This window comes from Nodosilinea sp. AN01ver1, assembly GCF_050565655.1.
In the GTDB taxonomy this organism is placed as follows: domain Bacteria; phylum Cyanobacteriota; class Cyanobacteriia; order Phormidesmidales; family Phormidesmidaceae; genus Nodosilinea.
In genome coordinates, this window is the sequence record NZ_JBNXVS010000035.1 from 1 (window position 1) to 26,892 (window position 26,892).

Annotated in this window: 22 protein-coding genes; 11 read left to right on the forward strand and 11 right to left on the reverse strand. The window is 58.0% G+C overall.

Annotated features, from left to right (window positions below):
• Nucleotides 1-163 precede the first annotated feature (163 nt).
• The gene (locus ACQ4N7_RS21630; RefSeq protein WP_430713564.1) at nucleotides 164-1,945 is read right to left on the reverse strand and encodes a ShlB/FhaC/HecB family hemolysin secretion/activation protein; all 1,782 of its coding nucleotides are present in this window, start codon (nucleotides 1,943-1,945) and stop codon (nucleotides 164-166) included.
• Nucleotides 1,946-2,534: 589 nt separating this feature from the next.
• Nucleotides 2,535-4,163, reverse strand: a complete 1,629-nt coding sequence (cimA, locus tag ACQ4N7_RS21635; RefSeq protein WP_430713565.1) for a citramalate synthase — start codon at nucleotides 4,161-4,163, stop codon at nucleotides 2,535-2,537.
• Nucleotides 4,164-4,279: 116 nt separating this feature from the next.
• Here cimA and ACQ4N7_RS21640 point away from each other — a divergent pair, with 116 nt between their 5' ends.
• A complete protein-coding gene (locus ACQ4N7_RS21640; protein WP_430713566.1) occupies nucleotides 4,280-4,606 on the forward strand; it encodes a 2Fe-2S iron-sulfur cluster-binding protein in 327 nt (108 codons plus the stop codon).
• Between the two features lie 24 nt (nucleotides 4,607-4,630).
• Here the strand turns inward: ACQ4N7_RS21640 and ACQ4N7_RS21645 are convergent, their stop codons facing one another.
• Entirely contained in the window at nucleotides 4,631-6,457 is a 1,827-nt protein-coding gene (locus ACQ4N7_RS21645) for an alpha/beta hydrolase (RefSeq protein WP_430713567.1), read from the reverse strand.
• Between the two features lie 218 nt (nucleotides 6,458-6,675).
• Between ACQ4N7_RS21645 and ACQ4N7_RS21650 the strand changes: the two genes are divergently transcribed.
• The gene (locus ACQ4N7_RS21650) at nucleotides 6,676-7,491 is read left to right on the forward strand and encodes a Uma2 family endonuclease (protein WP_430713568.1); all 816 of its coding nucleotides are present in this window, start codon (nucleotides 6,676-6,678) and stop codon (nucleotides 7,489-7,491) included.
• Nucleotides 7,492-7,568: 77 nt separating this feature from the next.
• Here the strand turns inward: ACQ4N7_RS21650 and ACQ4N7_RS21655 are convergent, their stop codons facing one another.
• From ACQ4N7_RS21655 to patD, 3 genes are all read right to left on the reverse strand, one after another.
• Complete coding sequence (locus tag ACQ4N7_RS21655) at nucleotides 7,569-9,197, reverse strand: dipeptide ABC transporter ATP-binding protein (protein ID WP_430713569.1); 1,629 nt, start codon at nucleotides 9,195-9,197, stop codon at nucleotides 7,569-7,571.
• Between the two features lie 180 nt (nucleotides 9,198-9,377).
• Entirely contained in the window at nucleotides 9,378-9,950 is a 573-nt protein-coding gene (locus ACQ4N7_RS21660; protein WP_430713570.1) for a zf-TFIIB domain-containing protein, read from the reverse strand.
• 88 nt (nucleotides 9,951-10,038) lie between these two features.
• A complete protein-coding gene (patD, locus tag ACQ4N7_RS21665; RefSeq protein WP_430713571.1) occupies nucleotides 10,039-10,380 on the reverse strand; it encodes a heterocyst frequency control protein PatD in 342 nt (113 codons plus the stop codon).
• A gap of 472 nt (nucleotides 10,381-10,852) precedes the next feature.
• On the opposite strand from patD, the gene ACQ4N7_RS21670 reads away from it, so the two are divergent.
• From ACQ4N7_RS21670 to ACQ4N7_RS21690, 5 genes are all read left to right on the forward strand, one after another.
• Complete coding sequence (locus tag ACQ4N7_RS21670; protein WP_430713572.1) at nucleotides 10,853-13,141, forward strand: RelA/SpoT family protein; 2,289 nt, start codon at nucleotides 10,853-10,855, stop codon at nucleotides 13,139-13,141.
• A 70-nt stretch (nucleotides 13,142-13,211) separates the two neighbouring features.
• On the forward strand, nucleotides 13,212-14,372 hold the full coding sequence (locus tag ACQ4N7_RS21675; protein WP_430713573.1) for a 5-(carboxyamino)imidazole ribonucleotide synthase: 1,161 nt from the start codon (nucleotides 13,212-13,214) through the stop codon (nucleotides 14,370-14,372).
• A gap of 89 nt (nucleotides 14,373-14,461) precedes the next feature.
• Nucleotides 14,462-14,980 carry a 2-oxo-4-hydroxy-4-carboxy-5-ureidoimidazoline decarboxylase gene (gene uraD / locus ACQ4N7_RS21680; protein WP_430713574.1) on the forward strand — a complete coding sequence of 173 codons (519 nt, stop codon included), beginning with the start codon at nucleotides 14,462-14,464 and terminating at the stop codon, nucleotides 14,978-14,980.
• Between the two features lie 371 nt (nucleotides 14,981-15,351).
• Nucleotides 15,352-16,404: a glycosyltransferase gene (locus tag ACQ4N7_RS21685; RefSeq protein WP_430713575.1), complete on the forward strand. Its 1,053-nt coding sequence runs from the start codon at nucleotides 15,352-15,354 to the stop codon at nucleotides 16,402-16,404.
• 968 nt (nucleotides 16,405-17,372) lie between these two features.
• Nucleotides 17,373-18,506, forward strand: a complete 1,134-nt coding sequence (locus ACQ4N7_RS21690; protein ID WP_430713576.1) for a glycosyltransferase — start codon at nucleotides 17,373-17,375, stop codon at nucleotides 18,504-18,506.
• Between the two features lie 52 nt (nucleotides 18,507-18,558).
• Here ACQ4N7_RS21690 and ACQ4N7_RS21695 read toward each other — a convergent pair whose 3' ends face one another.
• Both ACQ4N7_RS21695 and pdxA read right to left on the reverse strand, forming a co-directional pair.
• Nucleotides 18,559-20,262, reverse strand: a complete 1,704-nt coding sequence (locus ACQ4N7_RS21695) for an ABC-ATPase domain-containing protein (protein ID WP_430713577.1) — start codon at nucleotides 20,260-20,262, stop codon at nucleotides 18,559-18,561.
• Nucleotides 20,263-20,514: 252 nt separating this feature from the next.
• Nucleotides 20,515-21,600 (reverse strand): 4-hydroxythreonine-4-phosphate dehydrogenase PdxA, encoded by a 1,086-nt coding sequence (gene pdxA, locus ACQ4N7_RS21700; RefSeq protein ID WP_430713578.1) that lies wholly within the window; start codon nucleotides 21,598-21,600, stop codon nucleotides 20,515-20,517.
• Between the two features lie 114 nt (nucleotides 21,601-21,714).
• On the opposite strand from pdxA, the gene petM reads away from it, so the two are divergent.
• Nucleotides 21,715-21,819: a cytochrome b6-f complex subunit PetM gene (gene petM, locus ACQ4N7_RS21705; protein WP_106871078.1), complete on the forward strand. Its 105-nt coding sequence runs from the start codon at nucleotides 21,715-21,717 to the stop codon at nucleotides 21,817-21,819.
• A 76-nt stretch (nucleotides 21,820-21,895) separates the two neighbouring features.
• Nucleotides 21,896-22,852, forward strand: a complete 957-nt coding sequence (locus ACQ4N7_RS21710; protein WP_430713579.1) for an SDR family oxidoreductase — start codon at nucleotides 21,896-21,898, stop codon at nucleotides 22,850-22,852.
• On the opposite strand, the gene ACQ4N7_RS21715 is transcribed toward ACQ4N7_RS21710, so the two are convergent.
• From ACQ4N7_RS21715 to ACQ4N7_RS21725, 3 genes are all read right to left on the reverse strand, one after another.
• Nucleotides 22,849-23,997 carry an endo-1,4-beta-xylanase gene (locus ACQ4N7_RS21715; protein WP_430713580.1) on the reverse strand — a complete coding sequence of 383 codons (1,149 nt, stop codon included), beginning with the start codon at nucleotides 23,995-23,997 and terminating at the stop codon, nucleotides 22,849-22,851. The two genes, ACQ4N7_RS21710 and ACQ4N7_RS21715, sit on opposite strands and share 4 nt — an antisense overlap.
• A 62-nt stretch (nucleotides 23,998-24,059) precedes the next feature.
• On the reverse strand, nucleotides 24,060-24,311 hold the full coding sequence (locus tag ACQ4N7_RS21720; protein ID WP_430713581.1) for a DUF6737 family protein: 252 nt from the start codon (nucleotides 24,309-24,311) through the stop codon (nucleotides 24,060-24,062).
• A 24-nt stretch (nucleotides 24,312-24,335) separates the two neighbouring features.
• Nucleotides 24,336-24,758, reverse strand: coding sequence for a Fur family transcriptional regulator (locus tag ACQ4N7_RS21725; protein ID WP_430713582.1), 423 nt, complete (start codon nucleotides 24,756-24,758; stop codon nucleotides 24,336-24,338).
• A gap of 255 nt (nucleotides 24,759-25,013) precedes the next feature.
• On the opposite strand from ACQ4N7_RS21725, the gene ACQ4N7_RS21730 reads away from it, so the two are divergent.
• Both ACQ4N7_RS21730 and ACQ4N7_RS21735 read left to right on the forward strand, forming a co-directional pair.
• Nucleotides 25,014-25,586, forward strand: a complete 573-nt coding sequence (locus ACQ4N7_RS21730) for a peroxiredoxin (protein ID WP_430713583.1) — start codon at nucleotides 25,014-25,016, stop codon at nucleotides 25,584-25,586.
• Between the two features lie 217 nt (nucleotides 25,587-25,803).
• Complete coding sequence (locus ACQ4N7_RS21735) at nucleotides 25,804-26,808, forward strand: NAD(P)/FAD-dependent oxidoreductase (protein WP_430713584.1); 1,005 nt, start codon at nucleotides 25,804-25,806, stop codon at nucleotides 26,806-26,808.
• The last annotated feature ends 84 nt before the right edge of the window (nucleotides 26,809-26,892 follow it).

The window sequence follows — 26,892 nt, forward strand, 5'->3', positions numbered from 1 at the left end:
ACGCCGTGGACAATCTCTTTGAGCTCATCGCCTCGTCGGGGTGCTCGCCCCCTGCTCTTTTACCGGCATAATCCTGGAGCTCTGGAGGCTTTCTCATTAAGCCTCCCTTATCGCTGTGACCAATTACGCAAAATGCTCGGACATTTGCGTTGTCAAAATTGCCCTAAAAGGTCGTTAGAGCGATGGAAAAATAGATGCCACTTGCCTGCCAGGAATTGCCAGATTCGCTGCCGTTGAGGGGAATGCCCCAGTCCAGCCGGGCGCTCCAGTAGTCTCCTTCGGTCCACAGCAGGCCAACCCCAGTACCCGCCAATGTGTGGAGATTGGGGTTGGGCAGCCGGGTGTTCCATCCTGTGCCCAGGTCGAAAAAGGGTACCACTTGCAGCAGGCCCTGGCGATCGCGATCGCGCAAAACCGGCAGCCGCACCTCGGCGGAGGCCAGCAGAGCGTTGTCGCTCAACAATCGGTCTTGGGAATAGCCCCGCACCGTACCCTGACCGCCCAGGCCAAACAATTCTTGAGACGGCAACGTATCGCTGGACAGCTGAGCCTCACCTCGCACCAGTAGCAACGTGTCGGGGCCGAGCAGGCGGGCCCACTGGGCCTGCCCCAGCCAGGAGAAAAACTCGCCATCGGGGGCATCGCCAGTCAGGTTCTCTGGAGTTGAGCCGCCCAGCCCCAGGTTAAACTGCGATCGCGCTGCCACCACGCTACGGCTACCTCGCTGCACCCAGTCCTGGGCAAAGCGCAGCACAAACACCTCCACTTCCCCGTTGGCGTTGGCCCCAAAGGCCGGAAAGGGGATCGCTTCACCGAGAATATTTTTTAGAAAGACGGTACGGCTTCGTTCCCAGGAGCCCGTCAGCGTCAGGGCCAATTCTTGCGTCGGGGTCAGAATGATCGGCTGCCGATAAAATAGATCCAGCAGGGTGCTGTTGGTAGTAATGCCCAAAACATCAGCGGGCGGGCTAACCACCTGGCTGCGGGTGTACTCAAAGCGGGCACCCACAGTACCGTTGCGAGGGTTGATCGGAATTTGATAACGGACGCTGAGGCGATCGCTGCCGTCGGTATTCAGGTAGCCCAGCCGCAGCCCATCCCCGTGGCCGGTTAGATTGCGCTGGTTGAGAAACAGTCCCCGCTCCCAGGTGCCTACCGACGTCGGGCGACTGTTGCTGGTGGCAATGTCCACATCTACGCTGTCGGCCTCGGTTACCGTCACCGTCAGGCGGCTAGTACCCGGCTCCACCCCCGCCGACAGATCGCCAGAAATGCTGGCAATCAGCGGGTCAAGCTGGAGCAGCCGCAGCGCATCCACCAGGCGATCGACCCTGAGGGGAGGCGTAGCCGCCAGAGCCAGACGGCTGGTGATATAGCTCGGGTTGAGTCGCGTCGTGCCCTCGACCTGAATATCGCTCAGGCTACCTTCAATCACCTGAATCGTGACGGTACCCTGCTCCGGCTCCTGGGGCGGAATAAACGCCCCCGACGACACATACCCCCGATCTACATAGAGCTGGGTAATCACGGTGCGGGCCTGCAGCAGCTCCGTCAGCGTCAGAGGGCGGCCCACAAACGGGGCCAGCACCGCCTGCAGTTCGGCCTCGCTAAACACTGTGCTGCCCACCACGTCAAATCGATCGACCACCAGGCTGACTTCGCTTCCTGGCGGCACTGTATCTTCAGGCTGGACAGCAGGGGGCACCGTCAGAGAAGGATCCGGCGGAGTCGGTTCTAGCAGATCGGTGGGCGGCGGCAGGGGAGGCAACGGTCGCGGCTCGACGGTTCGGGGCGGCACCTGGGCCAGGGTAGGCAAGGCCGTCTTTGCGGCCAAACTACCAGGCGGGGAAAATAACCCATTGCTAGCCAGTTCCATCGCCACAGCTTGCAGTTCAGTCTCCCCAGCCCCCACCGGGAACTGCACCAGGAATTCGCAAAACAACATCGCCCCCATTACCCTAAAAGCAAGCCTCAACGGGAGAGGGGACAAGCGATTTGCTGAGGGCAGAAGGTTTATAGGCAATGAAGGCTTAAAAATCGCCATTTTTCTCCTAGGTTCTAGCTCAGCATAGCTGGGTTACGGTAGGAGCTGATGGCTTTTTAATTGCATTCGACCAGAAAGCCAAAATTCAGTCGTTGGCTTCAATAGCCCTATGCGGCAGGACCTCGCAGTCATAGGCTGAGCACACAAAATCATCAGTCCCCAACAGCAACTGCTCAACCGGAGACGCTTCGGAGACGCTTCGCAAACGAGTCTCCTGTTCTCCATTCTAAAAATCACCTCATACCACTGCGCGACAAGGGTTACAGCCTTGATTGCGGTTTTGGTATTTTGGCCATTTTTGGATCAACTGAGGCCGTTTTAGGCACGTTAGAAACTCGTTGGACATCAGCCTCAGGCGAGACCACTTGCGGCGATTTTTGAAAAAAAGATATGGCAGTGGCCTGTTTTCTCAGGACATAGTACGGGCGCAGTCCTGGGGCATTTAACCGATGGAGACGTACAGACAGAAAGGCGATCGCCCAAGACCCGCCTAAAAAGCGATCGCGCAGTGGGGGCGCGCCGTCTCCATCATCAGGCCGTACTCCAGCCCTTCGGTTACCGCCTGGTACGAGGCTTCGATGATGTTGGTCGAAACCCCCAGGGTGGTCCAGCGCTGGGCACCGTTGCTCGACTCGACCAGCACGCGGGTTTTAGCCGCCGTGCCCGCGCCGCTGTCGATGATGCGCACCTTGTAGTCGGAGAGGTGAAAGTTGGCGATCGCCGGGTAAAAATTTAGCAGCGCCTTGCGCAGGGCGGTGTCGAGCGCGGCTACAGGACCATTGCCCTCGGCGGCGGCCAGAATGTCTTCCTCCCCCACCATGACTTTGATGGTGGCCAGCGACTGGCTGCTGTGGTCGTCGCCGTTGCCCTGGTGCTGGCAGTTAATGTAGAAGCCCTTGAGGTCGAAAAAGCGGGGGCGATCGCCCAGAGCTTCGCGCATCAGCAGTTCAAAGCTGGCCTCGGCGGCCTCAAACTGGTAGCCCTCGTGCTCCAGGGTTTTGAGCCGGGTGAGCAGCTGGCGCGAGGCGGGGTTGTGGCGGTCTAGCTCCAGGCCAAAGCTGCGGGCCAGCGCCAGCACATTGCTCAGCCCCGCCTGCTCCGACACCACAATGCGGCGGCTGTTGCCCACGGCAGCCGGGTCGATGTGCTCGTAGGTTTTAGGCTCGCGCTCTACGGCGCTGACGTGAATGCCGCCCTTATGGGCGAAGGCGGAGCGCCCCACGTAGGGCGCGTGCTCGTCAGGGGCCAGGTTAACTACTTCGCTGATAAAGCGGCTGGTTTCGGCCAGGGTTTCGAGCCCGGTGGGGGCAATGCAGGGGTAGCCCAGCTTGAGCTGCAAATTGGGAATCAGGGTGCAGAGGTTGGCGTTGCCGCAGCGCTCGCCGTAGCCGTTGATGGTGCCCTGCACCATGGTGGCCCCAGACTCCACCGCCGCCATAGCGTTGGCCACCGCTGTGCCGCTGTCGTTGTGGGTGTGAATGCCGAGCCGGGGTCGGGGTTCTGGAAACTGCTGCAGCCAGCTATTGACGGCGGTGACAATTGCGCCGACCTCGTGAGGCAGAGTGCCGCCGTTAGTGTCGCACAGCGCCAGCCACTCGGCCCCGGCTTTTACCGCTGCTTCAAGGGTTTCTAGGGCGTAGTCGGGGTTGGCTTTGTAGCCGTCGAACCAGTGCTCGGCATCGTAGATTACCCGGCGGCCCTGGCTGCGAAAGTAGCGAATGGTGTCGTCGATCATGGCCAGGTTTTCGGCCAGGGTGGTCTGCAGGCCGGTGGTGACGTGCAAATCCCACGATTTACCAAACAGCGTAATCCACTCGGTACCGGCGGCCAGCACCGGCTGCAGCATGGGCTCCTCGGCGGCAACCTGGCCAGGGCGACGGGTGGAGCAAAAGGCGGTGATTTTGGCCTGGGTCAGGGGCGTTTCTTTCAGCTGCCAGAAGAACTGCACATCTTTGGGATTGGCCCCCGGCCAGCCGCCTTCGATAAAGGGCACACCCAGGGCATCGAGCCGCCGCGCAATGCGCAGCTTGTCTTCAATCGAGAGGGCCAGCCCCTCCCGCTGCGCTCCGTCGCGCAGGGTGGTGTCGTAGATGTGAATGGGGGGGCGCTGCTCAGCCATAGCCAGTGACCTAAACGATTCAGTTATCTAGCGTAAGGCCTGGCCTGGGGCTGCTTGAGGGGAAGGGTGCGATCGCGTTATAAAACGTAGATATTCTTCGCCTGCCAGGAAATGCCATGCCCACCGTCACCGCCCAGGGAAAGACCATTCAGTGCGAGACCGGGGCCAACCTGCGCCAGGTGTTGCTGGCCCACGGCGTGGACCTATATAACGGTCAGGCAAAGGTCATTAACTGCCGCAGCCTTGGCACCTGCGGCACCTGCGCCGTAGAGATTCAGGGTCCAGTTTCAGCCGCTAACTGGAAAGACAACGCGCGCCGATCGCTCCCGCCCCACGACCCCACCCGCGACCTGCGCCTCGCCTGCCAAACCCAGGTGCTCGGCGACATCACCGTCACCAAATACGACGGCTTCTGGGGCCAAAGCCAAACCCCAGTCTGGTAAATTCCACCCTCCCACTCTTCTCCCCTACTGAGGCGTACTCATCGCATCCAGCATCTCCGTCTTCGTGCCATCCACGCTGCCGCCCTGAATGCTGACCCGGTAGCGCATGGGCGACAGATAGCCCTGAATTTTGAGCTTCTGGCAGTTGAGATGGAGCTGGCTGAGAGCCACCTGGCGATCGCCATCCAGCGTATCCAAATAGCCGCTAAAGCCCAAGAACGCCAGCCGGTAGAGCAGCTGCTGACTAAACTGGCCCTCAAAGTAGCCGCCGTGGACGTCTCGCTTGCCGGTGCCATAGTCTAGCGTCAGCAAAAAATAGTCCCAGGGTTTGAGGGCCGACTTGCCCAGGGCGCGGGTCAAAATGCCGGTGGGCTGAGCCGAGCAAACATTGGCTTGCAGGTCAAACTTGAGGTCGGTGTAGTCGGTGCAGTCGAAGTAGGTAAAAAAGTCGGCCACGGTGGCGCGACTGCTGTCGCGGCGCGACTGCACCTCAAACAGTTTGGCCAGCGTTACCACCCCCCGCGCCTGAAACCGCTCGTAGGTCAAAAACAGGTTGTCCATCACGCTCTGGTTTGTTTTGGCGATCGCCTCGCCCACCGGCAAATCGACCGGAAAATCGCGATCGAGGGAGTCTAGGTTGACTACGCCGTAGTCGTTCACGCTGCCCGTTTTGTTTTGCAGCGCCACATTGCCCAAGCGGTAGCCCCGCGCCTGGGTACGGCTAGGAAAGGCAATATAGTTAGCGGCGGTCGAGGCAATGCGCAGGGCAATATCGCCCTCATTGCTGAACAGGTACGACTCCGAAAACCGCCGCAGCGACGAGGCCAAAAAGTTGGCCCGGCTCGACACAATCGTCAGCACCGGAATGTCGGGTGAGGCCAGAATGAGTCGCTCCAGACGGTACACATCGCCCACATCGCTGGGGGGCTGTTTGTCGATCGATCGCGAGTCAAACACATCCGACAAAATGCGAATGACATTGGTCACCACAAAGCCGCCCATACTGTGGCCAATAAAGCTGAGCTTGACCTTATCGCGGCCGGTCTTTTTCCAGTACTCACGGGCCTTGAGCACCGCCTGCTGCCGCTCGTGCTCGGTGGCCGCCAGCGGAAACTGACTGTTGGCCGTGCGCTGCACCACGGCCTGGTCAATCTGACGCAGCAGCTCAACCAGGTCGAGTACGCCAAAATTGTCGGCCCGGTAGCTGTCGCGAAAGTAAACGATCAGCCGCAGCACCAGCAGCGCCGCCATCAGCAGCCCCAGCATCATAAAAAGCGCCAGCACCAGGCTGAGCACAAACCCCACCCACGAGGTTTCAAACAGAAAAAAAATCTCAAAAATAAGCAGGACCAAGGCGCACAATGCCCCAGTCAGCAGCAAATCTCGCGGCAGGGGCGGCAGCGCACCCAGGGCTTCTTTCACCTTTTCGAGCTTGGTAAGGGCAACATTTTCAGAGGGCCAGCGGTAGCCGACAAAAACCTGGTTGGGGCTGCTGCCAATGGCCGGGTCGTGGCGATTGACATACTTAAAGATATTTTTGTACCAGGCCTGCACCCCATCCAAACTGGTGTTGTAGCCGTGCACCGAAATTACCAGCTCAGCACAGCGATCGGGGGTATCGCTCATCATGTGACACAGGTGGTCGGCAATCTCATTAATGCCCTGAATGGCCTGCTGCTGAATGCGATCGCTCGATTCTTGCGCATCTTCAATGTTGGGCGGGGCGCTACTCATGACAAAGTAGCCAGGCACCTTGCCCTCGGCACCGCTAGAGTCGTCTAAATCGACAATTTGGGCCAGGCTCTCGTCGGCAAAGACAAACTTTTGAATGATGAACGGAAGCTGTTTCATAGATGCCCTAAAAAACCCAACAGTTAGGATTTCAAGAGCGTAGCCGACCTTTCCAGACAGTAAGGCGACCCGTTAACGAAACGTAGAGCGATCGCCGCCAGCACCAGGCTCTATTTCCATCCTCGAATTGAGGTAGAGCCACCATCGAACCCAAAATTAGCCCAGGGTATCAGTGTCATAATGAAGGCCATACCGAATCTGCGGAGGATTCTGCCCCGATGGCTGAGACCAGCGGCTTCATCTCCGATCGCATCGTCTACCCCGACACCGATGGGCAACCGATGACCGAAAGCGATGCCACGCGTGATTACTTGATCTATTGCGTTGAGGTATTGCGGCTGTACTTTAAGAGTCGTCCCAACGTCTACGTCTCCGGCAACCTGTTTATTTACTACGAAGAGGGCAATCCCAGGGCATCCGTTTCGCCCGATGTCTTCGTCATTTTTGGGGTTAGCCAGCGCCAGCGCCGCAGCTACAAAACCTGGCAGGAGGGCGGCAAACTGCCCAATTTCGTGCTCGAAATCACCTCCCGCACCACCAAGCGCCAGGACGAAGACGAGAAGCCCAGGCTATACGCCAGCCTGGGGGTCGCAGAATACTTTCAGTACGACCCCACCGCCGACTACCTCAACCCCCAGCTGCGCGGGGCTCAGCTGATCGACGGGGCCTACCAACCGCTGCCTCTATCTACAACCCCTGAAGGGATTCCCTACATCCACAGTCAGGTGCTGGGGCTCGACTTGCAGTTGCACAATCCCTACCCGGCCCTGGGCCTTGCCCCGCTGCCTCGGGCCCTGCGCTTCTGTGATCCCGAGACGGGCACCAAATTGCTCAATCGTGAGGAAGTCGAGCAGGTGCGCGAGGCCCTGCAGCAGGAGAATGCGCTGATTCAGCAGGAGCGTGACGCGGCCCAGCAGGAGCGTGACGCGGCCCAGCAGGAGCGTGACGCCGCTCAGCAGGAGCGCGATGCGGCCCAGCAGCGAGCCGAGGCGCTGGCGGCTCGCCTGCGGGAGCTGGGCATTGACCCAGACTAAGGAGATTTTCAGGAAAGAACTTACCCTGTTATTGCCCTGAAAATAGACGGGTCAAGGCTGACATTCAGCGTCTCGACTCAAGCGCCCTTGGCCAGCACCGGCACCGATTGCAGCAGGGTTTGGGTGTAGGGGTGCTGGGGTGACTCAAACAGGGTTTTGGTGGGGGCCAGCTCCACAATTTTGCCCGCCTGCATGACAGCGATGCGATCGCACATGAACCGCGCCACCCACAGGTCATGGGTAATAAACAGGTAGGTGAGGTCAAACTCCTGCTTGAGGGCAATCATCAGCTCCAGCACCTGGGTTTGCACCGTGGCGTCGAGCATGCTGACGGGTTCGTCGCAGATCACCAGCTTGGGCTTGGTAATCAGGGCGCGGGCGATCGCCACCCGCTGCTGCTGCCCCCCCGAAAGATCGCCAGGAAAGCGGTTGAAATAGTCGGCGGTGGGGTTGAGGCTGACGCGGGCGAGCATATCGTGGGCCTGTTTTTCGGCCTCCGCGACGGTGGCGAGGCCGTGAATTAGCAGCGGGTCGGCAATGCTTCTGCCCACGCTCATCATCGGGTTGAGGCAGGCATGGGGGTCTTGAAACACCATTTGCAGCTGTCGCCGCTGCTGCCGCATGGCCTGTCGCGACAGGGTGGTTAACTCAGTGCCGTCAAACTCGACCTGGCCCGCCGTGGGTTTGACCAATTGCAGAATGGTGCGCGACAGGGTGCTCTTGCCGCAGCCCGACTCGCCCACCAGCCCCACCACCTCACCGGGGTAAATCTCTAGCGTTACCCCATCGACGGCCTTAATTACCTTAGATGGCTGGTTGCCCAACAGGCGGGCAAACGGGTTGGCCTCTAAAACGTAGTGCTGTTTGATGTCCGTCAGCCGCAGAATGGGTTCGGCAGCGGTAGCGGTATAGGCTAACCCTTCCGCCTGCTGCATGTGCAGAGCCGACTCGACCAGCGATCGCGTATAGTCATCGCGCGGGTCTTGAAACACCGTGGCGGCAGTGCCCTCTTCGACCACGCGGCCCTCGTACATGACGGCGACGCGATCGCAGTATTCGGCCACCAGCGACAGATCGTGGGAGATCAGCACCAGCGCCGTGCCCAGTTCGTCGCACAGCCGCGTCAGCTCGTCGAGAATTTGGGCCGACACCGTTACATCCAGGCTGGTGGTGGGCTCATCGGCCACGATCAGCTGCGGTTCTAGAATCATCGCCAGGGCGATCGCCACCCGCTGGCGCATGCCGCCGCTAAACTCGTGGGGGTACTGGCCAAACCGACTGGCGGGAATGTTGACTTTTTCGAGCACCGCGATCGCCCGCGCCTTGGCCTCCGCCTGGGTGATCTCAGGCCGATGCGCCCGCAGCGTCTCAATACAGTGATCGCCAATGGTCATCAAGGGGTTGAGCCGCGTCATCGGGTCTTGAAACACCAGGGCGATCGCCTCGCCCCGAAACTGCCGCAGCCGCTGAGGGGTAAAATCGAGCACCGACTCGCTGTTAAACCACACCCGCCCCTGTAGCTCGCTCGCTTTGGGCAACAGCCGCAGCGCCGCCCGCCCCAGGGTGCTCTTGCCGCAGCCCGATTCGCCTACCAGACCCAGCTTTTCACCCGGCGACAGGGTCAGCGATACGCGATCGACTGCGCGATCGGCCTGACCAGGGTAGGTGACCGAGAAACTTTCGAGAGTGAGAAGCGAGTCAGGCATGGGGTAGGGGTGGATGGGTAGGGAGTAAATAGTGGATCAGCGAGAGAAGTGCAGGCCCAGTTAAAGACTGTAAAGAGAGATCAAAAGTCTGAGTCAATGAGATTGCCCCCATCCAGCCACCCGCCTACTCACTCATCTACTCATCCACCCATCCACTCGCCCACCCATCTACCCATCCACTCACTGATCGACTCGTCGCATCAAATACGCCACCCCAAAATCCCCATTCGGGTGCTGCTCCAGCAGCTCAGCCAGCTCAAACACCCGCTGGGCAATCTCATTGCCCAGTTTGTCGATGGTGGCCTGCCGCTCGCGTTCGCCGTGTTCAAGCTCGCGCACCTGCCCCTGCCAGTCGGCAGAAAAAATATAGTCAATATGGGCCTGCAGGTCGAGCTGCCCCAGCATCTCCCACTCCCCCGCGTCGCACCAGACGCCGTTGCAGTTGGGGCAGCGCTCAACATAAAACGACCCCTGCTTGAGGGTAATGCGGCCCCGCACCAGGTAGCTGCGGCAGTCGGGGCAGAGGGCGGCCCGGTTGTCGAGGTCGGCGGGTTGAAAGGCGGTGCTCAGCGACAGGGGCAGCACCGCTACGCGGATGGGGGTATCGGGGTCAACCTGCGATCGCTGCCAGTTCGCATAGTCCTCCGGCGGAATCCAGGCTCCACCACAGCTTGAGCACGCTTTCACCGGCAGACCCGGTGCCAGCTGACTGTCTTGAAGGTCAATATGGCCTTCTTTAGGGCATTGAACCAACGTACCTACTCTCCACCGCGTTCTTTTACCAAGGTGTCCTATGAACCCTACTATTAAACCACTCGGGTAAACCACCTGGGCTGAGGCATCAGGTGGAGTTGGCGATCGCCTGCTCCAGAGCATCGCAAAAGCCCAGCAGCTGCTCCAGTTTCTCGATCAGCTGCCGCTGCCGCTGCTGCGTCGTACTCGACTGACGCGCCGCCTGCAAAAAGGCGACATCCATCGCCAGCAGCCGCAGGGTGCGGTTCATTTCGGTGAGGATGGGCTGGGCGCTGGCCAACTCGTTGCCCAGGGGCAAAATCTGGTGCTGAAAGTGCTGCTGAGCCAGCAAAAATTGCTCCTGAAGCTGACGATCGCTGGGGTTGGCCGAGCGCGCCAGGGTCTCCAGGGCTTGCAGCTGCGATCGCAGATTTGACAGGGCACTTATCATATAGGTATGTCCCCTATTAGGGCCGTAAGCGGAGCCTCTTGGCAGCGGTTGATCGCCACCAGAGACAAATTGCCGATTCCCCCTGGGGGGGACAAATGTTAAGGTTAATACATAACACTCCATCAACTTGAAGCTGGCTATATGCATTTATTGCGCCGTAGCCAGAAGAGGCAATTTCCTCAGGGTTATGGTGTAGGTTATCTCTATCTCATCAAGCTGCCCTCGGGCAGCAGCATCTCGCACTCTGGCAAAATACTTAGGCAGAACACCTGTACGAGTTTTGCCAAAGTTTCTAACTTTAATTCCTCTGTCTCAGCAATTATCTCTCCTTTGCTCAGGTGGCAAATCGTTCAATATAGCGATTACATTTTTTGATCCCTGTTCAACTTTGAATACAGTGTTCAAATAGTTGCCATTCAGCCTGGCAGTTCTTTAAGTTTAATCGTCTCCCTGAGAGGTCACTGGCACCTGTATGACTGCAACGGTTCATCCCCCTCTGCCCGACGACTGCACCCTGCCCGGTTGGCTCGAGACCTGCGTGCTAACCCACCACGACGACCCCCTGGATGACCTTGCCCACGACCCCGAAGACAAGTCAAACAATGTGCTGGTGTGCCAGGCGTTTGAGTTTGCCTACACGCTGCACAAAGGCCAGTATCGCGCCTCGGGCGAACCCTACATCTGTCACCCCATTGCCGTCGCCGGGCTGCTGCGCGACCTGGGTGGCGACAGCGCCATGATTGCCTCGGGCTTTCTCCACGACATTGTCGAAGATACCGACATCACCCCCGAAGAAATTGAGGCCCACTTTGGCGACGAGGTGCGGCGGCTGGTCGAGGGGGTAACCAAGCTTTCAAAGTTTAATTTTGAGAGCAAAACCGAGCGTCAGGCCGAAAACTTTCGCCGCATGTTCCTGGCCATGGCCCAGGATATTCGCGTCATTGTGGTCAAACTGGCCGATCGCCTCCACAACATGCGCACCCTGGAGCACCTCAGCGACGAGAAGCGCCGCCGCATTGCCCGCGAAACGATGGAGATCTTTGCGCCTTTGGCCAACCGCCTGGGGATCGGGCGCTTTAAGTGGGAACTCGAAGATCTCTCCTTTAAGTATCTAGAGCCCGACGCCTACCGGCAGATGCAGCGGCACATCACCGAAAAGCGGGCCGATCGCGAGGCGAGGCTGGTGCAGGTGGCCGAAACCCTGCGTCAGCGCATGCACCAGTCCGAGATTCAGGTGGTAGATGTCAGCAGTCGGCCCAAGCACCTGTACGGCATTTACCGCAAGATGGAGCGGCAGCAAAAAGATTTCAGCGAAATCTACGACATTGCCGCCATTCGCCTGATCGTGGGCACCAACGAAGAGTGCTACCGCGCCCTGGCCATTGTCCACGACGCCTTTCGTCCGGTGCCGGGCCGCTTCAAAGACTACATTGGCCTGCCCAAGCCCAACCGCTATCAGTCGCTGCACACGGTGGTGATTGGCCCCAAGGGCAAGCCCATCGAGGTGCAGATTCGCACCCTGGAAATGCACCACGTGGCCGAGTACGGCATCGCCGCCCACTGGAAGTACAAAGAAACAGGGGCTTCGGTCAACACCCGCATCAACGCCGACGACGAGAAATTCACCTGGCTCAGGCAGCTTTTAGAGTGGCAAAACGACCTCAAAGATGATGCTCAAGAATTTCTTGAGAACGTCAAGGGCAACCTCTTCGACGAAGATGTCTACGTGTTTACCCCCGATGGCGATGTGGTGCCTCTGAGCCGGGGGGCGACGTCGGTTGACTTTGCCTACCGCATTCACACCGAGGTGGGCAACCACTGCGCCGGGGCTAAGGTCAATGGCCGCATCGTCACCCTCGATACGCCGCTAGAAAACGGCGACATCGTTGAGATCATCACCCAAAAGAACAGTCACCCCAGCCTCGACTGGCTCAACTTTGTCGTTACCCCCAGCGCCCGCAACCGCATTCGTCAGTGGTATAAGCGATCGCACCGCGACGAAAATATCGCCCGAGGCCGCGACATGCTCGAAAAAGAGCTGGGCCGCAGCGGCTTCGATGCCCTGCTTAAGTCTGAACCGGCCCAGATGGCCGCCGAGCGCTGCAACTACCCAAGCGTCGATGACCTGCTGGCCGGGCTGGGCTACGGCGAAGTCACCCTCAACCTGTTTGTCAACCGCCTGCGGGAGGCGATCAAGACCAAGCAGCCCCTGGAGGTGCTATCGCCCGAGTCGTCGCTGCAAGATTCTGAGCAGTTTCTGGCCGGGGCCGTCACCAGCCCCCACCGCCACCGCCAGGCCCCCTCTAAAGACCCAATCTTGGGCATTGAGGGGCTGGTGCACCACATCGCAGGCTGCTGTAATCCGCTGCCCGGCGAGCCGATCATGGGCAGCGTGTCGCTGGGCAGCCGGGGTATCGCCATTCACCGCCAGGGCTGCCCCAACCTGGCCGACATTCCGGGCGATCGCATCATTCCGGTCAGCTGGAACTGCGGTGACCACAACGGCACGCGCCAGACCTACCCGGTGGAAGTACGCATTGAGGTAATCGACCGGGTGGGCGTCCTGAAAGACATTCTCTCGCACCTGTCAGACCTGCAAATCAACGTCCACAAAGCCCAGGTCAAAACCTTCCCCGGCCAAACCGCCGAAATCGACCTGGGCCTCGACGTCAAAGACCACGCCCACCTCGACCAAACCTTCGTGCAGATTCGCAAGATGACCGACGTGCTCAAAATTCGCCGCATGAGCCAGGGCGGCTGAGGCATGAGGAGAGTATTGTCTGAAATAATAGGAGTCGGCCTACACGACAACAGCACAGTAGCGCGGCACTATGGCGCAGACAACGGCTAATTCAATTCAACGAGTCGGCGTGATTGGCGGCGGTCAGCTGGCCTGGATGATGGGGCCAGCGGCGCAGAAGCTGGGCCTGGAGCTGGTGGTGCAAACCCCTGGCGAACGGGATCCTGCCGTTGCGATCGCTCACTCCACCGTGCTTGCCCCCGTTACCGACGTCGCCGCCACGGCGTCTCTGGCCGCCCAGTGCGACGTCATTACCTTTGAAAATGAATTCATCGATCGCGAGGGGCTACAGTCCCTGGCCGATCGCGGCACCATCTTTCGCCCCAGTCTGGACGTGCTGACCCTGGTGCTCGACAAGCGCCACCAGCGCGAGTTCTTTGCCCAGACTGGCCTGCCCAACCCCCGCTACAGCTGGTTAGATGGCGACGAACAAAACGCCGAACTCACCGCCAAAGCTGAGACTATCGGCTTTCCGCTGGTGATCAAAACCCGCCGCCTGGGCTACGACGGTTATGGCACCGCCATCGTCAAAGAGGCCTCCCAACTCGGCCCCACCTGGGACAGGTTCAACCACACCCCGGTGCTGCTAGAGGAGTTTGTGCCCTTTAAGCAAGAGCTGGCCATCATGGTGGCTCGGTCGGCCCGGGGTGAGATCGCGGTTTATCCTACGGTTGAAACCGAGCAGGTCGACCAAATCTGCCGCCGCGTCTTTGCCCCAGCCAGAGTTAGTGCCGGGGTAGCCAGCCGCATGGAGGGCATCGCCCGTACCCTGGTCGAGGCGCTACAGCTGGTTGGCATCGTCGGTATCGAGTGTTTTCTGACCCAAGACGATCGCATACTCATCAACGAGATCGCCCCCCGCACTCACAACTCGGGCCACTACACTCTCAATGCCTGCCAGACCTCTCAGTTTGAGCAGCAGCTGCGGGCAGTCAGCGATCGCCCCCTTGGCCCCACCACCCTCACCTGTCCCCAGGCCGTGATGGTCAACCTGCTGGGTCTAGCGGCAGACGAAACCACCCACCACCAGAGACTTGAGGCTCTCAAGCAGCTGCCCAACGCCACCCTCTACTGGTACACCAAAGGTATTCGCCCCGGTCGCAAGCTCGGCCACCTCACTCAACAGCTTAGCCCTGGAGACGACCCAACCGCCGCTGCCGCCGCGATCGAAGCCATCTGGTACAGCCCATAAGTCTTTGCGGCTGCGCTCCTGTGCGGCGGCATTAGCGAAGCGGCCCTAAGGGGGCACACCTCACTTACCCATCCACTCACTCACTCTTCATGCCCTACACCCTGGACCAGCTCAACGCCATGACCGAGGCCGAATTTGTGGCCGCGATCGGCCCCGCCTTTGAAGATACGCCCACTATCGCCGCCCAGGTCTGGCCCCAGCGCCCGTTTGCGTCGGTGGCCAACCTTCACCAGCATATGGTCAAAATCGTGCAGGCCATGACCACAGCAGATCAGCTGGCGCTGATCAGCGCTCACCCCGATTTAGGCACTCGGGTAGCCATGGCTGAAGCATCGGTGGCCGAACAAACCAAAGCTGGCCTCACCAACCTCAGCTCAGAGGAGTACCACCAGTTCCAAACCCTCAACCAACAGTACAAAAACAGGTTTGGCTTTCCCTTTATTCTGGCCGTGGCAAACCATACCAAAGCCTCAATCCTAGAAAGCTTTGCTCAAAGATTACGCAATTCCACGGAGGCTGAAATCGCGATCGCCCTGCAAGAAATTCAAAAGATCGCTCATTTGCGCCTAGAGGCTTGGATACTACCAGACACGCTCTCGCACCAGTAGAATGCCACACAAAAACTTTATAGAAACCCCTACCCCCCCGCCAGCTAGTTAAGTTTTCGCCATCTGGCCCCAAGCACATCCACCCTCGGCGAGCGGATATGATAGGTTTGCTTAGGGCTAATTGATGATATACCAATCAGCTTTATTTATTTGAAATACAAGAGAGGCCGCTTAAATAACCCTACCTCATATCCAATGTAGTCCGGTTTCAACAGTACAAATCCTACGTTGATCGCGAAAAATTTGTAGGCCGTTGCCCCACAGGCAAAGGCAACAAGACATTACCTTTATAAATTATAAATCGCCATTCCCAAGAATTTTTGAAACGGTGGATTATCAGTTATTTTATTTTTTAGGAGTTGAAGTTAACTATGAAGCTAGAGCCCTTGAAATATCCTGTCTATTTTCTAACTAAAGATGTCGATAGGTGGCAACATCTGTTTAACGCAGATTTCTCTACAATTGACCTCGACACCGAACTCAGAAAGGTAGCCAGCGGTAACGATATCTGGGGCGTTCAAACCTATCTTCAGCTCAAGTCCAGGGGGCTTAACGTTCATCTCGTATCTCGTCCAGTTCGAGGCCAGATCTGCATTGCTCCCTATCACTTCCTTTACATCAAAGACTTTGCCTTTCACAGCTATATGGTCGGTAGTCAGCTAGATTCCGCCCGTCCGGAAATCTGCGAACAGCGTACCGTGCTCAGCCCAGCCTGCCTCCATACGCAGGATGACTACTTCATTCCCCAATGGCCTCAGACCAATCTAATTCCGAGAGATCAGTCAAGGGGCACCAGGTTAGAGATTCTCGACTTTAAAGGAGATGTGCAGTACAACCTAGCCAAACCATTTCAGTCTCCCGAATTTTTGGCTAGCCTAGAAAAGCTAGGTATTCAGTTTGTTCACAGTTCCACTGATCCGGTCCAAAGGCTTATTGATTTTGCTGACTACTCTCGCAGCGATGCGGTTATTGCAGTCCGTAACATCACTAATACCGACCTTAAGCTAAAACCGCCCACTAAACTAATTAACGCTTGGCACGGCGGTTGCCCAGCTATCCTCGGTCCTGAGCCGAGTTTTCAGGCATTGCGACAGTCAGAGCTAGACTATTTTGAAGTACACAGCCCTGAGGATGCCATCGCCGCTCTGCAAAAGCTGAAGGAAATGCCCAATCTATACCAGGCGGTAGTAGAAAATGGCTTTATGAGGGCTCAAGAGTTCACCGCTGACCGCATATCTTCAAAGTGGCATGAGCTCTTACAAGGCCCTATTACCTGGGGTTACGAGCGCTGGCTGCGGCAATCGCTGATTGAAAAATCCGTTGGTCGTCCGCTTAAATTTGTGAGAAGGACTCTGGCTCACCGAGAAGCCATTAAAGACTATTTGCGCCAGCGAGACTTTGGTGAGCGTCTTTTTGCCGAGTAAAGGCTGTTTGCACAGATGCGGCCGGTGCAGCGGCGCTAGACGGTATCGCATAACCTAACTTCCGAGGGCAAGCTAGGCTCATTGGCCAGTCCCTAGGGTTGTCATCAATTACCTGCTGATGGCCCCATAATCAGTGTTTGCAGCTTTAGCCTGTTTTTTGAGTCGGGCGTAGCCGCGCTGATGGAATAAGGATTGTAGCCAAAATTGATGACACGCTCCAGCACACCGACAAATACCTTAGGAGCATTGCGCTGCGTAGGGCAATGCTCCTTCGCTTTAAAACGTGAAGGTTAGCTTCCTCCAGTGTGCATCGACCGACGCCATTGGCAAGTCCATTTCCCTTCTCCCACAGTCCAGTGGAGAAGCTGCTAGCTGGCATGCTTACCCAAGCCCTTCCCGGTATAACAGAGAGGCCTGAATATCAATTTTTACAACGTTTTCGGCGAAATATACATTTCTACGGTTGTAAAGATTCTCCTAATCAGGAGGCTGCTAGATAGAGAAGGTACTGTCCCTGTCGATCTAAGCCTATTTATCTATTCCTTCTTCAATTAGCTTGGGTAAACTATAAGAACTTTATAAGCTACCGAAAAATTACCTATTTTGATTAAGATTGGTTGAACACGTAAGTATGAGAATCGCGTACGAGGCTAAGGATGATATGTTACCGAGATGACCCCTTGCAATTTTTAGATTGAAGCTGCGGAATAGGATTAATAGCGCTAAGTCATACAGTTTCGTTTGATTTCAGTGATTTTTAGTGTATCCGTGCTTCCACAGAGTTTTTCTACAGTTGCAGGTAATTTGTCTCTGCCGGTAAGTTCCCCCATTTTCGCCCGGTCTAACTCGACTCTTGGTTTCTCGTTAATGAGGGGGCCAATGTCAAACTCTAGCCATTTTACGGCTGGGGCAACATGCTTTAGCCGTACATCTTGCCCCCACTTAGACACCAGAAGAGGACTATACAAATGACCGCAAAATCCTCAGCTAATTTTCATCTTTTGACAAGTACAAAAATCGATTTTGAGCACTTCGAAACCCGAGCTAGCCTTGGTAAAGGCCCCAGGCATGTGGTGCTACAGCTTAAAGACTGTCTGGATGCGCAAATTCACCAGCCAGATTTTGAAGATGATGGTGCGGTTGGAGTTTTGGACAAACTGCTTGCCAAAATTATCGGTCGTCCTCAGCAGTGGACCTTGGCAAGGCAGGTGCTTGCCCGAACTGGGCCAAACGACATTATTTACTGCTGTGGTGAAGATGCGGGGCTGCCGTTGGCCATTCTGGCATTACTCAAAAAAGCTCGTCCCCACTTAGTTATGAATGTAATGTGCCCTGAACGCTGGCGGCCTCGACTGCTGCTCAAGGGGTTGCAGCTTCATCGTCTCGTTCACACCTTTACGGTAAATACAGCCCTCAAGGCTGAGACGATGAGATCCATGCTCAAGCTATCTGAGGACCGTGTGCTGTGCCTGGCTGAGCAAACAGACAAGCAGTTCTTTTACCCTGCGCCTGGTGCCATTCAAAAAAATCGCCCTCTAATTGCCAGCGCGGGGTTAGAACAGCGAGACTATGTCACCCTGGCCAACGCATTGCAGAACTTAGACCTAGATGTGAAAGTCTGTGCTGTCTCGCCCAATGCTACCTCCAAAACCCGGTGCCGCGTTCCAGAGCGCTTACCTAAAAATATGGAGATGCGCTACTTTGACTGGGTCGAGTTGCGCGATCTATATCGCAGCGCAGACATAGCCGTGGTGAGCTTGATTGATAATACCTATTCCGCTGGGTTAACGGTTTTAATGGAAGCAATGGCCTGCTGTAGGCCTGTTGTAATCACCAAAACCGTCGGTTTGGCCACTGAAATGGTCAACAGGGGGCTTGTTTGGGGAGTAGAGCCCGATTCTCCCGATCAGATGAAGGCGACTGTCGAGTACATCTTGAGCCATCCTGAGGAAGCTAGCGCTAGGGCAGAGGCGGCCTATCAATACTTTTTAGAAAACCATACGAGTGAGTGTCACATTGAGCAGATAGTTCGATTGCTGCAGCGAGTGGCCAATAGCGTGACGGTAGATTTGCCTGTGGTCGCAGAAGCAAAGCCGGTTTAATCGTTTTTGTGCGCTTTAAGCACATGGTTTTCCAGGTGCATTGACCTGTTTGTTAAATGGTGCGCAGAGTGCGCAGGCGGTTAATGGCAGCGGCCAGTTCTAAGTCACGGAAACAAACCAGGTCGCCCACGGGCCACTCGGTCAAGCAGTCTAGCCCGTACTGGGCTACGTCGGCCATAACGGCGGCGATCGCCTCGGCGAGCGGGGTTGTGGCCGTCATGCGGTAGCGCTGGGCGTAGACGATCGCCGCTGCGATCGCCCGCACCTGACCAGATTCCACCAGCTGCTCCACCGCCGATAGGTCAATGGCCTCGGCACCAATCTGGAGCTGATCGACATCGCGCGTCCGCAGCTTAACGCCGTGACGGCCTTGGCTGGGGTCAATGCTGTCAGGCTGAATGATGCGGGGGGTAAGGCTGCCAAAGGACTGGCCGCCCTCGCGATCGCGCTCTGTCTTAAACTCCGCTGCAATGGCTTTAGCCCGCTCGGTGACGTCCTGGGGCACAAACTCGTCCATAGCAATCACGGTATTGGCCACGTCAAAGTAGTCGCCGCTGCCTCCCATTACCAGCACCGTGGAGAGGCCGCAGTCGGTGTAGAGCTGCTGCACCTTATCGATAAAGGGAGTAATGGGCTCGCGATCTTTGGCAATTAGGGCCTGCATGCGGCGATCGCGAATCATGAAGTTGGTCGCCGACGTATCTTCATCTACCAGCAGCGCCGTTGCTCCGGCCTCAATTGCCTCGACAATGTTGGCAGCCTGCGACGTGCTGCCGCTGGCGTTGGGCGTCGAAAATTTTTGGGTCGATTTGCCCTGGGGCAGGCTGCCGATAAAGGGCGAAATATCGACTCCCGCAATGCTGCGGCCATCCTCAGACCGCACTTTGACTGCGGCTGGATCGGTCACCACCTGGTGGCGTCCATCGCCCGGCACGTGGTTATACACCCCGGCCTCAATCGCGCGCAGCAGAGTCGATTTGCCGTGGTAGCCGCCCCCTACAACTAGCGTAATACCCTGGGGCACGCCCATCCCCGTGACCGTTCCGGCATGGGGGCAGGTAAGCGTCACCCGCAGCGAGTCGGGCGAGGTGAACGGCACCGCCTGATCTTGCAGAGGACGTTCGTCGATGCCGCTGCGACGGGGCAGAATGGCTCCATCGGCGATGAAGGCAACTAGGTTATGGGCAGGAAGCTGCGATCGCAGCGCCTCCGCGTCCTCAACCGTATTGATATGGTGCTCAAGGCTGGCCACATCCAGCGCTTTGTAAAGCAGCGTTTTGGCCACTAGAGCAGGGATGGAACCACACAACACCGCCGCCGCCTGCCGCCCCGCAATCCGCCGCCCAAAGGCCGGTAGGCCCACGGTAAAGCGGAGTTCTACGGCCTCTGCCGTCACCCTAGCCGCACTGCGATTGAGGACGGCCTGACTGGGCCGCACAATGCCAATCAGCCCGCTTTTTCCCGAGCCGGAGGTCCGCTGGTTGCCCTGGGCGGCCCGATAAAACTCACGGGTCAAAAAGTCTGCCAGGGCGATCGCCCGACAGGGGCCTTCCCACAGACTTTGAGAGAACCCCGCTACCGCCTGCGGCACCACCACCCGCACCCGACTTGGTGCCGCAAACGGGTCGCCCTGCACATGGTCAATGTGCAGAGTAAAGTCCTCAAAATCGTACTTCCCCTTGAGCGACTTGTAAGCCCCGTAGCCCTGGCCATCGAGCCGGTAAAGCTGGTCGTAGAGAACCTCTTGCGTAGCCATAGCGCAGCGTAAATTGTCTGTAACTCAAGTCCGGAACCCACTCAGAATAGCCAGAAATAGGGTCTGGTGGGCATTGCCCACCCTACTTTGCTGAACGGGACACCACCTCTCCCCGCATCCCCGCCCCCTTTCTCCCTATGAAAGACGCTAGCGCGTTGGCGAAGCCTGTCCACAGGACAAACGACTTCGCTCAGGGAACACCACCCATCCCCGCATCCCTCCATCTACCCATCTACCCATCCACTCACCCACTCACCCACTCACCCTCCCCCTCTCCCTTACCACCGCCACCGCCAGATCCATCGCCGCCACCATGCTGCTGGCATCGGCAATCCCCCGACCGGCAATATCAAACGCCGTGCCGTGGTCGGGCGAGGTGCGCACAAAGGGCAGCCCCACGGTAGTATTCACCGCCCGGTCAAAGGCCATCAGCTTGACCGGAATCAGCCCCTGGTCGTGATACAGGGCCAGGTAGGCGTCGTGGGCGGTCTCAGTAGCGCTCCCCTCGGTGCCAAACCAGGCCTGCCCAGGGCGCACCCACATCGTATCGGGGGGAATGGGGCCATCCAGTTGCACCTGGGGGTAGCGCTGGCGCTGGGACTCTAGCCAGGGAGTCAGCCAATCGACCTCTTCGCGGCCCAGCTGCCCGCCTTCGCCGCTGTGGGGGTTGAGGCCCGCTACGGCCAGGCGGGGCTGGCTGAGGCCAAAGTCTTGTTTCAGGCTGTGGATCAATAAATCGAGCTTTTGGGTCAGCAGTTCTGGCGTCAGAGCATTGGGCACCTGGCGCAGGGGAATGTGGGTAGTCGCCAGCAGGGCGCGCAGCCACCAGCCGGTGTGGGGCGACTGCGCGACAAAGGCCATACCAAAGCGATCGCACCCTGCCCCCTCCGCCAGCAGCTCAGTTTGACCGGGGTAGTGATGGCCCGCCGCTTTCCAGGCCGACTTGGCGATCGGCCCGGTGACGATCGCATCGTACTGGCCCGCTACGGCTCCCTGGATGGCGGCTTTGAGATAGGTAAAGCTAGCCGCCCCAGTGCCAGCGCTGGCCTGGCCAAAGGTCACTACCTCCAGGGACAAGGGCGGGGCAAGGTCGACCAGAGGTAGGGAATCTAGATCGGGGAGCGGCCCGCCGTAGGCCGACCGCTGGATTGCCTGGTGGGTTTGCTCAAGCAGCGATCGCGTGCCCAGGAGTGTAATGTCTGCGATCGCGGCCCAATCTTTTGCCCCCAGCGCCTTCAGCACGACCTCTGGCCCAATGCCAGCTGGGTCGCCCAGGGTAACGGCCAGGCGGGAACGCCCAGGAGGCTGAGGCAAAATCGAGGCGGTAGGGGTGGTCATAGGCGCAGGGGGTGATACCAAACTGGTCTAAAATGAGGGCGGCCAGGGGTTACGTCAACCGCTGGCGGGCTGGGCAACTGGCCCAATTACTATAGTGCTGTGGAAGGAGAGCGTATGGGCGGCGAAATTTTTAGTACGGCGGTCACAATCTTTACTCTTACCCTGGTGGGCCTGGGCATTGGGTTTCTAATGCTGCGGGTGCAGGGTGGTGAGGAGTAGTTTTCGCCTCGGTGGTGTATCCGGTGAAGCCATCTGATATTCTTAGAGGAAGTTAAACTTTTGTATCATTTCCCTCATGAAAGTATTGGTCGTTGGCGCTACTGGCACTCTTGGCAGGCAAATTGCCCGCCGTGCCTTGGATGAGGGGCACGAGGTTCGTTGCCTGGTCAGAAGCGCTCAACGAGCTGCTTTTCTGCGAGAGTGGGGAGTAGAACTGGTGCGGGGCAACCTCTGTCGGCCAGAAAGCCTACCCCCCGCTCTGGAGGGCGTTGACGCCGTCATCGATGCCTCTACGGCCCGGCCGTCGGAGTCGGTGATGGAGGTTGACTGGCAGGGCAAGGTCAACTTAATTAAGGCCGCCCGCGACGCCGGTATTCAGCGGTTCATCTTCTTTTCAATTCTTAACTCCGAAAAGTTTCCCCATGTGCCGCTGATGAACGTCAAGCGCTGCACTGAGAAATTTTTGACCGAGTCGGGGCTCAACTACACCATTCTCCAGCCCTGCGGCTTTTTGCAGGGCCTGATTGGCCAGTACGCCATCCCTATTCTCGAAAAGCAGCCGATCTGGGTGATGGGCGAGGCCGCCCCGATCGCCTACATGGATACCCAGGACATCGCTCGGTTCGCCGTCAAAGCGCTGTCGGTGCCCGAAACCGAGAACCGCAGCTTTCCGCTGGCGGGCACCCGCGCCTGGGGAGCCTACGAAATTATGCGCCTGTGCGAGCGCAAGTGCGGCCAGGAGGCCAGAGTTTCTCGCATTTCGCTAGACCTGCTGCGGGCCATTCGCAAGGTGGCGCAGTTCTTTCAATGGGGCTGGAATTTTGCCGATCGCCTCGCCTTTGTCGAGGTCATTGCCGGCAGTCAGCCCCTAGATGCCCCTATGGATGAGGTTTACCAGGTATTTGGCATTCCTAAAGAGGAAATCACCACCCTTGAAGACTACATGCAGGAGTACTTCAGCCGCATTATGAAGAAGCTGAAGGAACTGGACTACGACAGCAACAAAGCCAACAAGAAAAAGCTGCCGTTCTAGTCTGCCCTGTTCTGGTCTGCGCCTGAGGGTGAGTAGTTTGTTAGCAGGTTCAGCAGGCTGTGGTAGGCGGGTTTGGCCCGGTAATCTTGGTCAAATATTAGCGCTTCGCCCCAGCCCTCAAAGTGGCCGGGCACCCAGGAGTAGCGATCGCTGAAGCCCCAGGTGACAAACGTGTTGCAGTTTTCGGCTTCTAGGCAGGTTTGCAGCATGGCCTGGTAAATCTCGGCCTGCTGGTCAGCATCGCTGGAGTCAGAGGGCTGCTGAATCCGCACGTCCATTTCGGTAATTTGTGCCTGAAGACCCAGGTCAGCCAGTCGCGCCATGTTGGCGGCGACCTCCTGAGGGCTGGGGGCGGAATTGACCTGCACATGCATTTGCAGCCCCACCCCGTGAATGGGGACATCTTTGGCCCGCAGCGACTGCACCAGACTATAAATGGCGTCAGACTTAGCGTTTAGCCCTTCGCCGCCGTAGTCGTTATACATCAGCAGAGCGCCGGGGTCGGCCTCGTGGGCCCAGCGAAAGGCCATTTCGATGTAGTCGGGGCCAATGCCGCGCAGCCAAAAGGTGTCGCGCAGGCTGCTGTCGTCGGCGATCGCCTCATTCACCACATCCCAGGCCGCTATCTGGCCGCGATAGCGCCCGACGACGGTTTTGATGTGGTTTTCAAGTAGCGCCATCAGCTCAGCTCGGCTCCAGTCTTGCTGCTCTAGCCAGTCGGGCACCGCCCGGTGCCACACCAGGGTATGGCCTCTCACCGCCATCTGGTGATCGGCGGCAAAAGCCATCAGGCGGTCGGCCTGGCTAAAGTCAAACTGGTCGGGGCGGGGCTGCAGCCGATCCAGCTTCATGTCATTCTCGGCGGTGACCAGGTTAAACTCCTGGGCCAGTCGGCGGCGATACTGGCGATCGCGCCCCAGGGCTTTGAGATTGACGGCGGTGCCCACGTACAGGTCTTGCCCTCGCGCCAGGGAAGCCAGAGCCGGCCCCCGGCCTAAGCGCAGCCAGCGCGCCAGGGCACAGTGATGAGCTTGGGGAGCAGCTTCCTGACCCAGCAGGCCTGGCGCTGCGATCGCCAGGCCCCGGCCTAACCACAGCGCAAAGCAAACAAAGACCGCGAGAGCTATCAGCTTGGGGCGCAACATGGGGCAGATTTTCCCACGATGTAACAGCAATGGTCGGGATACCGCCAGCCAGGAGCAGGCGATCAAGCGTTAGGGTTATCCACATTCTGGTGCGGCTCTAGCAGCCCAGCTTCGCGCATGAGGCGCGGCCAGAGCAGCACAAAGAAGCCCATCCACACCCCGATCGGAACGGCGACCAGAGCTGTAAGCCAGAGACGATGGAGCAAGACCCAGCTACCGCCCACGATCGCCACCCCCGTCAGCACGATCGACCAGGGCTGACACCACCAGGGTTTGAGCTGCCAGGGGCTGGTGATGGGGGCAGGATCAGTCATAGGTTTACTCAGGTTTGGATCGACCTACTCGGATTGACAGCGATCGCACAGGCCCCGCACGGTCACCTCGTAGCCCTCAATCTGCCAGCGTGGGCTAAGGGTTTGCAGGTTGAGGCTCGACAGGGTTTCCCAGGGAATATCGGCGATCGCGCCGCAGCTTTGACAGCGAAAGTGGTGGTGGGGGCCAACGTTGGCATCGTAGCGGCAAACCCCTTCTTCGAGCAGCACCTCGCGCACTAAATTGACCTCGCGCAGCGCCTGCAGCGAGCTATACACCGTCGCCTGCGACGATGTGGGCGCATCCTGGTTGAGGTCATGCAAAATATCGTCGGCGGTGGGGTGGTCGCAGCGGCTCAGCAGGTTGGCATACACAGCAAAGCGCTGGGGAGTGACCCGCAGCCCCCGAGACTTGAGCATAGTAACGATTTGGTCGGCTTGGGACGACATTGCTGCCCGGCTCCGGCACTTGACACGACTGAAGTTCCAGCAGGAGTAAATCGCGGCTGGACATATCACAATAACCTACTGCTACCAGATTAGCATTCTCACTTAGGAATAAGCCAAGTTTGACAAAAGGTATGACTTTTAAGCTATTATGCTTATTGAACATTTCTTAACTTAGAATTATTCTGAGTTGAGCAGCGAAGGCTGGAAACGCAGTTAACTGTTGTAGAACTACGAAAGAGGTAATTTATGGTTGCTATGGTTGCTACTGGACGCGTACCCGACGTCGTCTTTAAGACCCGCGTGCGCGACGAGTCTGTGGGTGGGCCCAACCCCTACCGCTGGCAAGACACGACCACCAGCGATCTGTTTGCTGGCAAGAAAGTGGTAGTGTTCTCCCTGCCCGGCGCTTTCACCCCCACCTGCTCCTCCAACCACCTGCCCCGCTACGAAGAGCTGTACGAAGAGTTCAAGGCCCACGGTATTGACGCCATCATCTGCGTCTCTGTCAACGATGCGTTTGTGATGTTCCAGTGGGGCCAGAAGGTGGGCGCGAAGAACGTCTACCTGCTGCCCGACGGCAACGGCGAATTTACCCGCAAAATGGGCATGCTGGTTGACAAATCTAACCTGGGCTTTGGCATGCGCTCCTGGCGCTACTCCATGCTCGTCAACGACGGCAACATCGAAAAAATCTTTGTTGAGCCCGACTTCGGCGACAACTGCCCCATCGACCCCTTCGAAGTGTCTGATGCCGACACCATGATGGCCTACCTGAAAGGTACCGAGTCTGCTGGTGTTTCTGAGCCTCGTCTGGCCTTCGTGGGCTAATTGCCCTCTAGCTCACCCTGGGTGAGAGTTAGGCAAAGGGGGTTGCAACAATCCCCTTTGCCTTTTTAGATCCGGGGGTCAGACCGGCAGGATTTGCTGATATGCCAGCGTCTTCAACAATTCTCATCTCGATTTTTCTAAATCCTTTAGCCTAGAGATATGGCCTAGCTCATCTCTACGATTTAGGCGATCGCAGTCCTCTCCATCCATCACCGTTATGAAACTATCCCGTCAAAACCTGCATGAACGCACCGACCAGATTTATGACGCCATCGTTGTAGGCGGCGGTATGGGGGGGTTGTCGGCGGCTATTTACCTGGCTCGCTACGGGCTCAAGTGCCTGGTGATCGAAAAGGGCAAGGGGCGATCGCTGTGGATGCAGGAGGTGCGAAACGTGGTCGGTGTAGACCCCGATACCCCCGGTCGCAACATGCTCATCCACGGCGCTAAGCAGGCGGTAGAGTGGGGAGCCGACTACCTGCGTGGCTTCGTCGAAGATGTGGTTGACGAGGGCGACCATCTGGCGGTGCAGGTCAAAGTGGGTAAAGTCGACAGCATTTACCCCGTATTTCGCGCCAAATACTTGATCGCGGCCTCGGGCGTCATCGACGTGCTGCCCCAGCTTGACGACATGCAGAACGTCTACGACTATGCGGGCTATACCCTCCACGTCTGCATGATCTGCGACGGCTTCGACATGTGGGACCAAAAAGCCGTGCTGATTGCGGGCAAAGAGTCGCAGATCAACGCCGCCTTTGTGCTCGATTGGTTTACCCCCTACATTTCGGTGCTCACCCACGGTCTCTGCACCGTCGGCGACGAGATGCGGGCCAAGCTAGCCGACTACGGCTACCCCCTCTACGAAGCGCCGATCGCCAAGTTTTTGGGCGAAAACCACAAAATGAGCGGCGTAGAGCTGACCGATGGCACCGTCGTCGAGGCCACCACCGGCCTGATCAACATGGGGTCGATCTACCACAACCACTACCTCAAGGGCATTCCTAACCTGGAGTGGGATGGCGAGAACCTGGTCACCAACACCATGTGTCAAACCACCCACGATCGCATTTTTGCGATCGGCGACCTGAAGCAGGGCCTCAACCAGGTATCGGTGGCCGTGGCCGACGGCACCCTGGCCGCCACCCAGATCTGGCGCAATATTCGCCGCGCCAGCCCCCCCCGCAAGTGGGAAGAAAACCGAGCCAAGCAACTGGTGTCTTAGCCCGGTGTTTTAGATTACGGGCCTTGACCTTTACCCCGGCCCCTCTTCGACTAGGAGAGGGTTTTTTTATGCCGTTGGCAAAAC

Excerpts from the sequence above, each read along its gene's own strand:
- ACQ4N7_RS21630 (WP_430713564.1), bottom strand. The coding sequence starts at position 1,945 with ATGTTGTTTTGCGAATTCCTGGTGCAGTTCCCGGTGGGGGCTGGGGAG.
- cimA (WP_430713565.1), bottom strand. The coding sequence starts at position 4,163 with ATGGCTGAGCAGCGCCCCCCCATTCACATCTACGACACCACCCTGCGC.
- ACQ4N7_RS21640 (WP_430713566.1), top strand. The coding sequence starts at position 4,280 with ATGCCCACCGTCACCGCCCAGGGAAAGACCATTCAGTGCGAGACCGGG.
- ACQ4N7_RS21645 (WP_430713567.1), bottom strand. The coding sequence starts at position 6,457 with ATGAAACAGCTTCCGTTCATCATTCAAAAGTTTGTCTTTGCCGACGAG.
- ACQ4N7_RS21650 (WP_430713568.1), top strand. The coding sequence starts at position 6,676 with ATGGCTGAGACCAGCGGCTTCATCTCCGATCGCATCGTCTACCCCGAC.
- ACQ4N7_RS21655 (WP_430713569.1), bottom strand. The coding sequence starts at position 9,197 with ATGCCTGACTCGCTTCTCACTCTCGAAAGTTTCTCGGTCACCTACCCT.
- patD (WP_430713571.1), bottom strand. The coding sequence starts at position 10,380 with ATGATAAGTGCCCTGTCAAATCTGCGATCGCAGCTGCAAGCCCTGGAG.
- ACQ4N7_RS21670 (WP_430713572.1), top strand. The coding sequence starts at position 10,853 with ATGACTGCAACGGTTCATCCCCCTCTGCCCGACGACTGCACCCTGCCC.
- ACQ4N7_RS21675 (WP_430713573.1), top strand. The coding sequence starts at position 13,212 with ATGGCGCAGACAACGGCTAATTCAATTCAACGAGTCGGCGTGATTGGC.
- uraD (WP_430713574.1), top strand. The coding sequence starts at position 14,462 with ATGCCCTACACCCTGGACCAGCTCAACGCCATGACCGAGGCCGAATTT.
- ACQ4N7_RS21685 (WP_430713575.1), top strand. The coding sequence starts at position 15,352 with ATGAAGCTAGAGCCCTTGAAATATCCTGTCTATTTTCTAACTAAAGAT.
- ACQ4N7_RS21690 (WP_430713576.1), top strand. The coding sequence starts at position 17,373 with ATGACCGCAAAATCCTCAGCTAATTTTCATCTTTTGACAAGTACAAAA.
- ACQ4N7_RS21695 (WP_430713577.1), bottom strand. The coding sequence starts at position 20,262 with ATGGCTACGCAAGAGGTTCTCTACGACCAGCTTTACCGGCTCGATGGC.
- pdxA (WP_430713578.1), bottom strand. The coding sequence starts at position 21,600 with ATGACCACCCCTACCGCCTCGATTTTGCCTCAGCCTCCTGGGCGTTCC.
- petM (WP_106871078.1), top strand. The coding sequence starts at position 21,715 with ATGGGCGGCGAAATTTTTAGTACGGCGGTCACAATCTTTACTCTTACC.
- ACQ4N7_RS21710 (WP_430713579.1), top strand. The coding sequence starts at position 21,896 with ATGAAAGTATTGGTCGTTGGCGCTACTGGCACTCTTGGCAGGCAAATT.
- ACQ4N7_RS21715 (WP_430713580.1), bottom strand. The coding sequence starts at position 23,997 with ATGTTGCGCCCCAAGCTGATAGCTCTCGCGGTCTTTGTTTGCTTTGCG.
- ACQ4N7_RS21720 (WP_430713581.1), bottom strand. The coding sequence starts at position 24,311 with ATGACTGATCCTGCCCCCATCACCAGCCCCTGGCAGCTCAAACCCTGG.
- ACQ4N7_RS21725 (WP_430713582.1), bottom strand. The coding sequence starts at position 24,758 with ATGTCGTCCCAAGCCGACCAAATCGTTACTATGCTCAAGTCTCGGGGG.
- ACQ4N7_RS21730 (WP_430713583.1), top strand. The coding sequence starts at position 25,014 with ATGGTTGCTACTGGACGCGTACCCGACGTCGTCTTTAAGACCCGCGTG.
- ACQ4N7_RS21735 (WP_430713584.1), top strand. The coding sequence starts at position 25,804 with ATGAAACTATCCCGTCAAAACCTGCATGAACGCACCGACCAGATTTAT.